This window comes from Neorhizobium sp. T7_12 (assembly GCF_002968535.1).
GTDB classification, from domain to species: Bacteria; Pseudomonadota; Alphaproteobacteria; order Rhizobiales; family Rhizobiaceae; genus Neorhizobium; species Neorhizobium tomejilense.
The window spans coordinates 887,900-900,510 of record NZ_PVBK01000001.1; the positions used below are offsets into that span (position 1 = coordinate 887,900).

Annotated in this window: 13 protein-coding genes; 5 read left to right on the forward strand and 8 right to left on the reverse strand. The window is 62.4% G+C overall.

The window, feature by feature from the left end; all coding sequences use genetic code 11:
* Positions 1–49 precede the first annotated feature (49 nt).
* Positions 50–685, reverse strand: a complete 636-nt coding sequence (locus C5J26_RS04485; protein ID WP_105400665.1) for a TetR family transcriptional regulator — start codon at positions 683–685, stop codon at positions 50–52.
* A 24-nt stretch (positions 686–709) separates the two neighbouring features.
* A complete protein-coding gene (locus tag C5J26_RS04490; RefSeq protein ID WP_105400666.1) occupies positions 710–1,069 on the reverse strand; it encodes a hypothetical protein in 360 nt (119 codons plus the stop codon).
* 213 nt (positions 1,070–1,282) lie between these two features.
* Between C5J26_RS04490 and C5J26_RS04495 the strand changes: the two genes are divergently transcribed.
* The gene (locus tag C5J26_RS04495; RefSeq protein WP_172723829.1) at positions 1,283–1,867 is read left to right on the forward strand and encodes a DUF922 domain-containing Zn-dependent protease; all 585 of its coding nucleotides are present in this window, start codon (positions 1,283–1,285) and stop codon (positions 1,865–1,867) included.
* A 51-nt stretch (positions 1,868–1,918) separates the two neighbouring features.
* On the opposite strand, the gene C5J26_RS04500 is transcribed toward C5J26_RS04495, so the two are convergent.
* Complete coding sequence (locus tag C5J26_RS04500) at positions 1,919–2,824, reverse strand: DMT family transporter (RefSeq protein ID WP_105400668.1); 906 nt, start codon at positions 2,822–2,824, stop codon at positions 1,919–1,921.
* A gap of 102 nt (positions 2,825–2,926) precedes the next feature.
* Here C5J26_RS04500 and C5J26_RS04505 point away from each other — a divergent pair, with 102 nt between their 5' ends.
* Positions 2,927–3,856 (forward strand): LysR substrate-binding domain-containing protein, encoded by a 930-nt coding sequence (locus tag C5J26_RS04505; RefSeq protein WP_105400669.1) that lies wholly within the window; start codon positions 2,927–2,929, stop codon positions 3,854–3,856.
* 69 nt (positions 3,857–3,925) lie between these two features.
* Here C5J26_RS04505 and C5J26_RS04510 read toward each other — a convergent pair whose 3' ends face one another.
* The 5 genes from C5J26_RS04510 to C5J26_RS04530 form a co-directional block, all read right to left on the reverse strand.
* A complete protein-coding gene (locus C5J26_RS04510; protein ID WP_105400670.1) occupies positions 3,926–4,810 on the reverse strand; it encodes a polysaccharide deacetylase in 885 nt (294 codons plus the stop codon).
* Between the two features lie 15 nt (positions 4,811–4,825).
* Positions 4,826–6,541 (reverse strand): ABC transporter ATP-binding protein, encoded by a 1,716-nt coding sequence (locus tag C5J26_RS04515; protein WP_105400671.1) that lies wholly within the window; start codon positions 6,539–6,541, stop codon positions 4,826–4,828.
* Positions 6,538–7,413, reverse strand: a complete 876-nt coding sequence (locus tag C5J26_RS04520; RefSeq protein WP_046667477.1) for an ABC transporter permease — start codon at positions 7,411–7,413, stop codon at positions 6,538–6,540. The genes C5J26_RS04515 and C5J26_RS04520 overlap by 4 nt, the downstream gene beginning before the upstream one ends.
* Positions 7,413–8,384, reverse strand: coding sequence for an ABC transporter permease (locus tag C5J26_RS04525; RefSeq protein WP_105400672.1), 972 nt, complete (start codon positions 8,382–8,384; stop codon positions 7,413–7,415). Before C5J26_RS04525 ends, C5J26_RS04520 begins: the two co-directional genes overlap by 1 nt.
* Positions 8,385–8,461: 77 nt before the next feature.
* Entirely contained in the window at positions 8,462–9,163 is a 702-nt protein-coding gene (locus C5J26_RS04530; protein ID WP_105400673.1) for a creatininase family protein, read from the reverse strand.
* Positions 9,164–9,374: 211 nt separating this feature from the next.
* Between C5J26_RS04530 and C5J26_RS04535 the strand changes: the two genes are divergently transcribed.
* The 3 genes from C5J26_RS04535 (at position 9,375) to C5J26_RS04545 (ending at position 12,555) form a co-directional block, all read left to right on the forward strand.
* Positions 9,375–9,929, forward strand: coding sequence for a MarR family winged helix-turn-helix transcriptional regulator (locus tag C5J26_RS04535; RefSeq protein ID WP_245440353.1), 555 nt, complete (start codon positions 9,375–9,377; stop codon positions 9,927–9,929).
* Complete coding sequence (locus C5J26_RS04540) at positions 9,926–11,518, forward strand: ABC transporter substrate-binding protein (RefSeq protein WP_105400675.1); 1,593 nt, start codon at positions 9,926–9,928, stop codon at positions 11,516–11,518. Before C5J26_RS04535 ends, C5J26_RS04540 begins: the two co-directional genes overlap by 4 nt.
* A gap of 86 nt (positions 11,519–11,604) precedes the next feature.
* Positions 11,605–12,555 (forward strand): isoaspartyl peptidase/L-asparaginase family protein, encoded by a 951-nt coding sequence (locus C5J26_RS04545; protein ID WP_105400676.1) that lies wholly within the window; start codon positions 11,605–11,607, stop codon positions 12,553–12,555.
* Positions 12,556–12,611 lie beyond the last annotated feature (56 nt).

A 12,611-nucleotide genomic window follows, 5' to 3' on the forward strand; every position in this document is an offset into this window, starting at 1 on the left:
GGGTTTGTTTCCTGCTCGTGACGGATTTCGAATGCCGTTCGAAACCGGCTCAGCGGCGGAACATCGGCGCGATCACCTCGACCATGCGGGCGATGACGATGTCCGGATCATCGAGGTCGATGCCGTAATTGGTCAGCACTTCGGTGCGCGACCGGGAGCGGGTGACCTGTGAGCGGATGCCGAGCGCGCAATTGAGCCGCCAGCCGATATCGACCTCGTCGAGCCAGGGCGCGATCCGCTTCAGATGCGGGACGAAAGCCCGGTGATGTTCGACATTATCGATGATGCGGCGGTAGTGCGGTGCGCGTTCCCGGTGGGTCTTCGCCATCGAGGTGAAATGCGACAGGACCGGATAGCTGGAGGTCGGGTCGAGGCTCCAGCGGATCGAGGGACCGACTAGAGCTGCGATGACTTCATCGAGATCGGGCGGATCGGGCGCCCGTCGGTCGACAGCTTTGCGGAGCAGGCTCAACCGTTCCGCATTGAGCCGCCGATAGACACGCTCTGCGACCGCTGCGACAAGTTCTTCCTGCGAGCCGAAATGGTAGCTGATGGCGGAAGGCGTCGCATGTGCCTCGATGGCGATCCGCCGGGCGGTCAGATCCTCGAAAGCCTCGGCTTCGCAAAGCAGATGCTCGCAGGCATCCATGAGCCTCATGGCTGTGAGATTGGCGCGGCCGTGCATGAACTCACCCTCGACAACCGCAATCTAGGCAGATTTTGTGTAGGGCGGATGACAGCAGGCGGCCGACTGGGCCAGGTCGGCGCGGGCCGTTTCCTTGTCGAGCGGCCGGGCGAAAGGCACGGGCCAGCTGTCCCTTTCGTCATCTCCATCCTCGCCATCCCGGAACTCGTCCATGCGGTGCTTGATGGCCAGCGCATAGATCGTGTCCAGAATGTTCCGGTCACGCAAGTGCGGATCGCTCAACCCGAGCAGGGCCGCCCTGACGATCTTCTTGCTCGACGTCTTCGGGCAACGTTTGGTGACAAATTTGAACAATGCCTCGTCGGTCAGACCTTCCATGGCACCGTCGACCAGCGCCTCGTAGACCTTTCGCTTTTCTCCCATTGAACTCTCCAGCACCAAATCAGAACGTCTTGTCACGCAACTGTCATCATTCATTTCGAGGGAAATATGGCAAGGGGCTGGAACCAAAGTTGTAATGTATAGCGTTCACTGAAACATATCTGGCCAGTTGAAACTGCGGCGTCGTCTCCCTAGTTTCGCGGCGATCGAAGCGGGAGGGAACGGGTGAGGATAGGTGCAGGAATTCTCCGGGCGATGATTTGTCTCGTCCTGGTGCCGATAAATGTATCGGCGCAGAGCCAATGGCAGCCGGTGGAGCAGATTCAGACCTATCCCGTGACCGGTGATTCCGGCGTCGATCTCTACGCTTCCATCGGACAGCGCGGCCCCAAGATCGGCAAGGAAGTGCGCGCCATCGCCCACACCAATTTCAAGCTGACCTGGACCCGCGATTACCGACCTCAGACTGATGGCGCCTGCACGCTCGTTTCGGCGCGGCCGAAGCTGATCATCACCTACACGCTGCCAAAACCCGCATCGGCGCTTGCTCCCGATCTGAAGAAGAAATGGGATGTCTTCATTGCCGGCGTCTACAAGCACGAACTGGTCCACGGCGTCATGATCATCGACATGGTGAAGGAGATCGAGCGGGTGAGCGTGGGTCTCAGCGTCGCCAACGACCCGAAATGCACGAAAATCAGGACGGAACTGACGGCCAAGCTCGGCGAGATTTCGAAGGCGCAGCAGAAGCGCAGCAACGACTACGATCGGATGGAGATGAGCGAGGGCGGCAATGTCCACCAGCTCATTCTCCAATTCGTGAACGGCGCCGGTAAATAGGGCGCCGCCTGCATTGCTTCATCTGCAGTTTACCGGATCGCGGCGGCTCACCTATCTCCTGCGCATGACATTGACGACGAGCACGCCGACGATCGCCATGATGCCGCCGATCGCGCCGATCAGCGTGGGCACTTCGCCGAGCCAGAGGAAACCGATCAGGGTTGCGGTCGGAGGAACGCCGTAAAGGAAATTGGAGGCTCGGGCTGCCGACAGGCGCTTCAGGGCTATTGCCCAGGTGACGTAACCGATCACCGTCGGGAAGAGCACGAGATAGGCGATGCCCCAGTTCACCTCGGCAGGGGCGGAGGCGAGCGCCTGCAGGGCCGACGGTACGGCCGGCAACAGCGGAACGGAGCCGATCAGCATCAGCCAGGCCGTGACGGCCAATGCGGGCATACGGCCGAGGATCGGCTTCTGCAGCACGCTGGCAATCGCGGAGCAGAGGGCGGCACCGAGGATGAGGATCGCGTTCGGATCGAGATCGAAGCCGTCTTCTCCCGAGGCCGCGATCAGCGCCACGCCGGCAAAGGAGATCGCCGTTCCGACCCAGCCCCAGTGGCCGAACCGCTCGCCGAGCGCGAAAATGGCGATCAGTGCGGTGAAGACCGGCATGGTGTTGATGATGAAGCTCGCCGGACCTGCCGCGACCGTCCGTTCGCCCATGTTGAGGAGAACGGCATAGGCGGCGATGAAGAGCACTGCCGCGACGACGAGGCGGAGGATATCGCCCTTGGCCGGAAGAGCCGGCCGGGCAATTGCGAGATAGACGACCGCGATCAAGGCGGCCGGAACATATCGTGCCGTGGCGAGCTCGATCGGCGTCAGCGGCCCGAGCGCGATACGGATCACGGCGAAGGACGAGGCCCAGAAAACGATAGTCACCAGGATCGCCAGGAAGGCGATCACATCGAATCCCTGTTTTTCATCCGTTCCCGTGCTCATGGCGACCGTGCTCATCTCTTTCTCCCTCAAACTTGAAGTCTGGCAAAACTTGAAGTCAGGATTTAGCGCCTCTCATCCATGCTTGAAAAGCAACGCAATCGATGATCATATGTGCGTATGGTTCACAGCTCACAGACTTTGCCGCCACTTGATACGCTCGAGACCTTCGCGCGGGCCGCGCGTCTCGGATCGTTTTCCGCAGCGGCGGAAGAGGGCGGCGTCACCCATGGTGCCGTCTCCCGGCAGATATCCCGGCTGGAGCGCTGGATGGGCGTGCGGCTTTTCTCCCGCGAGGCCCGCGGCGTAACGCTGACACCGGAAGGCACACGGTTTTTCGCCCGCGCGGAGGAAGCGTTGGCCCTGCTCGGAGATACGGACGAGCGGTGGCTGCCCCGCCGAAACAAGGCGGTCGTCCGGCTTTCGGTGACGCCATCGGTCGCCTCGCTCTGGCTGTTTTCGCGCATGCCGAAGCTGGAGGCCAGCGATATCCACCTGGAAGTGATACTGGAACATCGGCTGGCGGACTTCAGCGAGGGCATCGACCTGGCGATCCGTTGCGGCAAGGGGCCATGGGCCGGCGTGCGCAGCCTGCCGCTCTGGCAGGAGAAACTCGTGCCGATCGCCGCTCCGGCGGTGGCCGAGCGTCTCGGCGGACGCACCGATGCAAAATCACTGCTCGAATTGCCGATCCTGCACGATTCCAATGTCGAGGCCTGGCGGCGATGGCTGGCTGTCGAGAGCGTCGATTACGTGCCGCGCGGGCAGGACCGGCGGTTCGAGGATTATAACCTGGTGATCGACGCCTGCGCGCATGGCCTCGGCATCGCGCTCGCCCGGCCCCCGCTTGCCGACGCCGCGCTTGCCTCCGGCCGGGTCGTCGCCGTGTCCGACAGGACCATCGATCACCACGTCGCCTTTCACCTGATCCGCCCGAACGACGCGATGAAAGCTTCTGCCGCCGAGTTTGCCCGGCGCTTCCTGCAGGAGGCCGGGTTCGACGAGACGGCGATCGCAGCCTTCATCGCGCCGGGACGGGGAAAGGGATAAACCTAGGCACCTACCGCATGCACTGAATACCGCCGATATCGGTAATCAGCTCAGCTTGGGCTGGAGGGCTCACTCGCCGCCATTCTCCCTGGCGAAGCGGGCGATATCGGCATGGGTGGCGAACCAGACGCCCTCGTGGCCCTGGATGTGCCTGATCAGATCCTCCAGCACGAAGATGCGCGAACGGTACCCGGACACATGCGGATGCATGGTCAAAAGGAACAGCCCGCCTTCGATATAGGCGCGGTCGAACTCCCGCTTGAAGATGTCGAGCACGGAGGTCGGCGGGGTGTAAGGGCGGAGCGCGGTAAACCGGTTCATATTGAAATAGACCGCATCGTCGCGGATCCACTCGACCGGCAGTTCGACCATGCCGGTCGGCTCGCCGTCCTCGACCAGTTCGTAAGGATCGTCGTCGGCCATCAGCGAGGAATCATAGATCAGCCCGAGCTCGCGCTCGATCTTCAGCGTCTCGTAGGAAAAGTCCCAGGAAGGCGTGCGCATGCCGACAGGGCGGATGCCGGTGATCTTTTCGAGCGTGTCGGCGGCGCGAAAATGCAGTTCCCGTTCCTTGTCGGCCGGAACCTTGGTGTTCACCTCATGGATCCAGCCGTGCAGGCCGATCTCATGGCCCTCGGCGATGACGCGCCGCTGCTCATCCGGGTAGAGAAGGGCTGCCACTGCCGGCACGAAGAAGGTCGCCGGAACATCGGCATTCTTCAGCGTCTCCAGGATGCGCGGCACGCCCATGCGGTTGCCGTATTGCCCCTGGGACATGCGGCCGATCGATTGACCGCCGTCGCGCAGTTCGTTGGTCTCATGGTCGCTGTCGAACGAAAGGGCGACCGCGCAACGCGCGCCGTCCTTCCAGGCTTTCGGTTTCAGCGAGCGGCCGGCGCGCACCTTGTTGACCTTGCCACGCCAGGTGGCCTCGTCCCACTCCCAGGGTTCCATATCCGTTCTCCCTTTTTATTCGGCCGCCTCCGGCAGGACCGGCACGGCCGCGAGCAGCCGCTTGGTATAATCGTGCTGCGGATCGGCATAGATCGTAGAGGCCACGCCTTCCTCGACGATTTTGCCGCGATACATGATCGCGACGCGGTCGCAGAGATGCCGGACGACGGACAGGTCGTGGCTGATGAAGATCAGTGAAAGGTCGAGCTCGGCGCGCAGGCGGATCAACAGATTGATGATCTGCGCCTGGATCGACACGTCGAGCGAGGCGACCGGTTCGTCGCAGACGACCACATCCGGCTGCATTGCGAGCGCGCGGGCGATCGCGATGCGCTGCCGCTGGCCGCCGGAGAACTGGTGCGGGAAACGGTTGGCGAAAGTCGGATCGAGCCCGACCGCTGCCAGCCATTCTTTCACATAGACCAGCGCTTCGGCGCGTGTCACCAGCTTGTGGGCGAGCGGACCTTCGGCGATGATATCGCCGATCCGCATGCGGCCGTTGAGTGACGCGAACGGATCCTGGAAGATCGTCTGGATGCGGGTGGTGATTTTTCGCGCATTGCGGCCGTCACTCATGACCGGCTTGCCGTTGAGACGGATCGTTCCGGAGGTTGGAATCGCAATGCCGGCAGCCATGCGGCCGAGCGTCGATTTTCCGGAACCGGATTCGCCGACAAGGCCAAGCACTTCGCCACGCTTCAGCGTGATCGACACGCCGTCGACCGCCTGGACGACCGGCATCGGCTGGGAAATGCCGGACTTGATCGCCAGGTTCCTGAACAGGCCCGCCGGCTTTTCGAAGCGCTTCATCGCATCGTCGATGACGAGATAGGGGCTGCCGAGCGGCGGCAGGTTCAGTGTCGCCGACTTGCGCGGCGGCGGTGCCGCATCCGCGATGCCGCTGCCGCGCAGCAGCAGTTGCCCGGGCTTGGCGCGTGAGGGCAACGCATCGAGCAGCGCCTTGGTATAATCGTGCTGCGGGCGGGTCAGCACGCCGAGCGCCGGACCGATCTCGACGATCTTGCCGTATCTCATCACCGCGACGCGGTCGGCGATCGACGAGACGATCGCCAGATCATGGCTGATCCAGATCAGCGCGGTGCCGAGTTCTGCCACCAGTTCCTTCATCTCGACGAGGATTTCCGCCTGGATCGACACGTCGAGCGCCGTTGTCGGTTCGTCGCAGATGATCAGCTTCGGCCGGTGCAGCAGGGCGATGGCGATGGCCACGCGCTGGCGCATGCCTCCGGAAAACTGATGCGGGAAGAAATCCACCTTGCGTTCCGGCTCGCTGATGCGGACCTGGGCGAGTGCCTTGATCGCTCTTTCCCGTGCGTCCGATGCGCTGATTTTTTCATGGGCTTCGAGTGCGAGCCTGATCTGGGTGCCGATACTCAGGACCGGATTTAAGGTCATCATCGGGTCCTGGAAGACCATCGAAATGGTCTTGCCGCGGATGGCGCGCAGTTCATGCGCGGGCAAGCCGATCAGCTCGTGGCCTTCGAGCCTGATCGAACCCTCGACGATGCGGCCGGGTTCGTCGATCAGGCCTATGATTGAGAAGCCGGTGATCGACTTGCCGGAACCGGATTCTCCGACCAGGCCGAGCACCTCGCCGGGCGCCAGCGAAAACGAGACGCCGTCGACCGCCTTGATCTCGCCGCGTCCGCTCGGGAACCAGGTCCTGAGGTTGGTGACTTCGAGAAGCGGAGCACTCGTCGTTTCGGTCATCGGCGGAGCCTTGGATTGAGCTGGTCGCGGATCTGGTCGCCGACGAGGTTGAGCGAGACGATGAACAGGATCAGCGCGACGCCGGGATAGATCGAGATCCAGTAGCGGCCGGAAAGCAGATACTGGAAACCGTTGGCGATCAGCATGCCGAGCGACGGTTCGGTCGGCGGCAGGCCGACGCCCAGGAAGGAGAGGGTGGCTTCGAGCGAAATGGCGCTTGCCACCTGCACCGTCGCGACGACGATCAGCGGCGGCAGCGAGTTTGGCAGGATGTGCTTGACGACGACGCGCCAGGGCGACAGCGGGATGGAGAGCGCCGCCTCGACATAATCCTTCTGCCTTTCGGCCGATGCCGCGCCGTGGGCGGTGCGAGCGAAATAGGCGTACTGGGCGAAGATCAGCGCCATGATCAGCTGATAACGCCCCTGGCCGAGAAGGGCCGCGATGACGAAGGCGAGCAGGATTGCCGGGAAGGAAAGCTGCAGGTCGACGATACGCATGGCAAGGCTCTCAAAACGGCCACCGATATAGGCGGCCGAGCAACCGACCACCGCGCCGATGACGAAGGCGATGCCGCCAGCGATCACGCCCATTTGCAGGGAGATGCGAAGCCCGTAGATGATCGCCGACAGGAGGTCGCGGCCTTGCGAGTCCGTGCCGAGCCAATGGGTGTAACCGCCGGTGCCGACATAACCCGGCGCACGGCGGGCATCGCGCAGCACGAGGCTGGTCAGGTCGTACGGATCTTGCGGGGTGACCAGCGGCGCGACGATCGCGGTCAGGACGATCAGCAGGACGACGATCGCGGCGCCCGTCGCGACCTTGTTGCGGAAGAATTCCTCGAGGAAACGGCCAAGCAGAGTATCGCGCATCAGGCACGGCCCTTTCGCAGGCGCGGATCAAGCAGCGCATAGGTTAAATCGACGATCAGGTTGATGACGATGAACAGAAAGGCGACGAGCATCAGGTAAGCGACCATGACGGGCCGGTCGAGCGAGGTGATGCTGTCGATGATCAGCTTGCCGAGGCCGGGCCAGGAAAAGATGGTTTCGGTGACGACCGCAAAGGCGAGCGTCGAGCCGAGCTCCAGGCCGAAGACGGTGACGAGCGGAATGGAGATCAGCCGCAGCACGTGCCGGCTCAGCACCGTGAATTCGGACAGGCCGGCGGCGCGGGCGAATTTCACCGTATCGCTCAGCATCAGTTCACGGGTGCCGGCGCGGGCGAGGCGGATCATCAAGGAGAACTTGAAGAGCGCCAGGTTCAGCGCCGGCAGCACGAGATGCGAGAGCCCGTCGCTGGTCAAGAAGCTGAAATCGACGCCGAACAGGTTCACCGTCTCGCCGCGTCCGCCGGCCGGCATGCAGCCGCACTGAACGGCAAACACCATGATCAGCATCAGGCCGAACCAGAAGGTCGGCACCGAGAATCCGAGGATCGAGATCGCCATGATGGCACGGGAAATCAGGCTATGCGGCCGGTAACCGGCATACATGCCGATCGGGATGCCGACGAGGCTAGCAAATAGAACGGCCGCCAGCGTCAGTTCCAGCGTCGCCGGCAGACGGGTGAGAATGAGTTGGCTGACCGGTATGCTGTAGACGAGCGAGCGGCCGAAATCGCCTTCGATCAGCCGGCCGAGAAAGGCGAAATATTGCCGCCACAGCGGTTGATCCAGGCCATACTGGGCAATAACCGCAGCACGAATGTCCTGCGTCGCATCCGGCGAGATCAGCACGTCGATGGGATTACCGACGGCATAGACGCCGCAGAAGACGAGCGCCGACATCGCGATGACCACGATCGCCGCCTGCCACAGGCGTTGCAAGACGAAACCTAACATATGTTCCCCTGTTCTTGTCCCCAGTCCCGTCTTCTGCGGGTTTCGTAGGGCGAGGCGCCCTGAAGGGTGCCTCGCCGTCAGTGCCAGTCGTTTTCGAGAAGATCACGGGTTTCGGCGACCGCCACGTCCCAGATCGCCAGCATGTCCTCGTCGGGCCGCTGGTAGAGGCCGTGATAGTTTCCGTCCCCGAGCAGTTTCCGCTTGCGGCCCGCACCGACCTGGGCAAGGCCGGCGAAATCCACTTTCGGCTTGGCGGTTGTCGGCTGACGCTGGTCCTTCGTACGGGTCCAGGGGAAGTTTTCCATCCAGGAAGCGTGCGAGGCGGCGGGATCGATCTCCTGAACCTTTGCCCAGGTCCGCGGCGCTCGCCACCAGTCATGGAACTTTACCGAACTGTCCGGATGGGCATTCAGCCATTCGGAGATGACGGCTGTCGCCGGCGTATTGCCGCCGTGGCCGTTGACGATCAGGATGCGGCGGAAGCCGGAACGGTGGATGCTATCCATCAAGTCGCGGATCACGCCGATATAGGTGGAGAGCGTCAACGTCAGGGTGCCGGGAAAGGTCGCAAACGACGAGGCGAGGCCATAGGGCACGACAGGGAAAACCGGGATGCCGAGGGGCTCGGCCGCGTCGAGCGAGATCTTTTCGGCAAGGATCATGTCGGTCGCGAGGCTGAGATAGGCGTGCTGCTCGACGCTGCCGATCGGAAGCACGCAACGGTCGTCTTCAGCCGCCCGTTCCTCCACCTGCATCCAGTTCATATCCGCGATCTTCATGAAATCTCCATGCGATGCGCGTGACGCGCAAAAACTAATCACAATCTCGCACAAAAGCACAAAAAATGTGCCTTGACAGGCGCTGCGCCGATCAAATGCAAAGTTCCATACGGAACTAAAAAAAGAGATTGACAGCCAAATAAGCTACCGTCAAGTTCCATACGGAACAAAATCCGGGCCGGGATTTCTGCGGGAGCTGACGGCATTGCAAATGGAAATCTCATCCTTCGATGCGCTCCTCAGGCAGGGTGGCAAGGCCGCGGCCGGCAGTCATGGCGTCGATGATCTGGTCTCCGTGAAGCTGTGGCAGAACCCCTGCTGGCTTTCGTTCCGCATCAATTTCCTGGCGCTGCAGTTCAACGAGCCGATCTATCGCTGGATCGAAAAAGAGTATGGGCTGGCCCGGCCGGAATTCGTTGTTCTCTATTCGCTCGGCCTTTCGAACGGCCTGACGGCGAGTGCCATCAGCAGCTCCTCGGGTTTCCCGAAGAATACGATGAGCCGGGCGATCCAGAAGCTGATCGACAAGAACATCATCCGGCGCGAGGTCGACGCGGCGGATCTTCGAAGCTTCGTCCTGTTCATCACGGACGAAGGAAAGCGCATCGTCGATCAAGCCATGCAGCCGATGGTGGAGCGCGAAAAGGTCATGCTGTCGGGGCTGACGCCTGCCGAAAAGCTGATGCTCTCCGAGTTGCTGGCAAAAGTCGTCGTGGACTCACCCAACTGGCCCCCAATGATAAATATAGAGGAGAACGAAGAATGACTATTCTCAAGACATTCCGCACAGCGGCTCTCGCCGCCGTACTGCTCGGCAGCGTTTCGGGTGCTGCACTTGCCGCCGACCTGATGATCGGCGTGCGCGCCGGCCCGCTGTCGGTCGATCCGCATTTCACCGCCGCCGGCACCCACGCCGAAGCGGTCAAGCATATCTATGACTCGCTGGTGAAATCCGGCAACAACCTCGAACTCGAGCCTGGGCTTGCGACCAGCTGGACCGCCATCGACAATACGACCTGGGAGTTCAAGCTCCGCCCCGGCGTCAAATTCCACGACGGCTCCGACTTCACCGCCGAGGACGTGAAGTTCTCGATCGAGCGCATTCCGGCAGTCACCGGCCCGAACCCGACCACCATCTATGTGCGCCGCGTCCGAGGTATCGAGATCGTCGATCCGTTGACGATCCGCATCAAGACCGATGGTGCCGCGCCGAACCTGCCCAATGACTTCATCCGCCTGTTCGTCGTGTCGCACACGGCTGCCAAGGACTTTTCCGCCAATGCCGACAAGGCTTCGGAGGGTTTCAATTCCGGCAAGGCGGCGATCGGCACCGGCCCCTACAAGTTCGTCTCCTGGACGCCGAAGGAACAGCTCGTTTTGCAGAAGTTCGACGGTTACTGGGGCGCAAAGGAGCCTTGGGACAAGGTGACCCGCAAGGAGATCCCTAATGATGCGGCCCGCGTTGCGCAGCTGAAAGCCGGCCAGGTCGACCTGATCTCGCGCATCCCGGCTTCCGATGTCCCGACGCTGGAGAAGGATACCAAGCTTACCGTCGTGCGCCAGAATAGCGTCTACCTCTTCAATATCGCCTTCGACTTCCGTGAAAAGCCGCCGCAGGTGAGCGCCAAGGACGGCTCGCCGCTGCCCAAGAACCCCTTCCAGGATCCCAAGGTGCGCGAAGCCTTCGATCTGGCGATCGACCGCGAAACGGTCACCGAGATCGCCATGGAGGGCATGGGCACCGTCCAGTCGCAACTCGTGACGCCGAACATCTTCGGCTGGAACCCTAACGTCAAATCCACCAAGGCCGATCCGGCAAAGGCCAAGAAGCTGCTTGCCGAAGCCGGATATCCGAACGGCTTCAAGGTGACCTTCTCCTTCACCAACGACCGCCTGCCGGGCGACAAGGATGTGGGCACGACGATCGCCCAGATGCTGACCGCAGTCGGCATCCAGGTGGAAGCGAACTCTCAGCCGGGCGCCGTCTTCTTCCCGGCCAACACGCGCGGCGACTACTCGATGACCATGTCGGGCTGGGGCACGCTGACGGGTGAATCGAACTATACGCTGTCTTCGCTGGCCCACAGCAACGATGCGACCACCAAGCTCGGCGCCTTCAACCTTCGCGGCTATGTCAACAAGACGATGGACAAGCTGATCGAGGACGCCGCTGTCGAGATGGACCCCAAGAAGCGCGAAAAATTCCTGATGGACGCCAATGCGCTGGTGTCGACCGATCGGCCCTATCTGGCGATCGCTTCGACCGTCTCGGCCTGGGGCATGAAGAAGGGCATCACCATCGTTCCCCGTTCCGACGAGGACACGCTGGCAATGAACATCCGCCCGGCGAAATAGGCCATCCCCCACCTACGAGCTACCGGCCGGGCATCTCGCCCGGCCTTTTTTCTGAAAACTTCAAGTTCGGACGGGGAGAAGGACCGATGGGAAAGATTGCGCTGGCGATCCACGGCGGCTGCGGCGTCATGGCAAAGCTCGACCTGAGCGACGAGGAATGGGCGTCTGCCCGCGTCGATCTCGGACGGGCGCTGAAAGCCGGCTGGGAAATCCTGACGGCAGGCGGTGCGGCGCTCGACGCGGTGCAGGCGGCCGTGGTCGTCATGGAGGATTCGCCGCATTTCAACGCCGGTTACGGCGCAGCGCTCAACACCAACGGCAAACATGAGCTCGACGCCTCGATCATGGACGGCCGCACGCTCGAAGCCGGCGCGGTGACGCTGGTTCGGCGTATCCGCAATCCGATCAAGGCGGCCCGCAAGATCATGGAAAAGGGCGATGCGATCCTGCTTGGCGGCGATGCGGCCGACGATTTCGCCCGCGAGGCGGGGCTCGACATGGTCGAGCCGGACTATTTCACCACCGAGCGCCGCATCAAGGCGCTGGCGGCGATGAAGGCGCATGCGGCGGCGGGTACAGCGGCGAAAGCCAGCGAGTCGGAAAAGCACGGCACGGTCGGTGCGGTGGCGCTCGACAGCGCCGGGCATCTGGCGGCGGCGACCTCGACCGGCGGCTACAACAACAAGCCGGAAGGCCGGATCGGCGACACCCCGATCATCGGCGCCGGAACTTACGCGCGCGACGGCGCCTGCGCCGTTTCCGGCACCGGCAAGGGCGAATATTTCATGCGTTATGCCGTCGGCCATGAAGTGGCGGCCCGCGTCTCCTATCTCGGCGAGAGCCTTGAGAAAGCCGCCGCAAAGGTCATCCAGGAGGACCTGAAGCAGCACGATATCGGGGCTGGGCTGGTGGCGGTCGGCGCTGACGGTTCGATCACCGCGCCTTACAACACGGACGGCATGTTCCGCGGCTGGGTGACGCCGGAAGGCGAATTCCACGTTGCCACCCATGGTGAGGTTTTCCCGATCAAACCCTGAACCGGCAGAGCTTCCGGCACGAAAAACCCGGCGGGATGACCGCCGGGCCTCGCGCC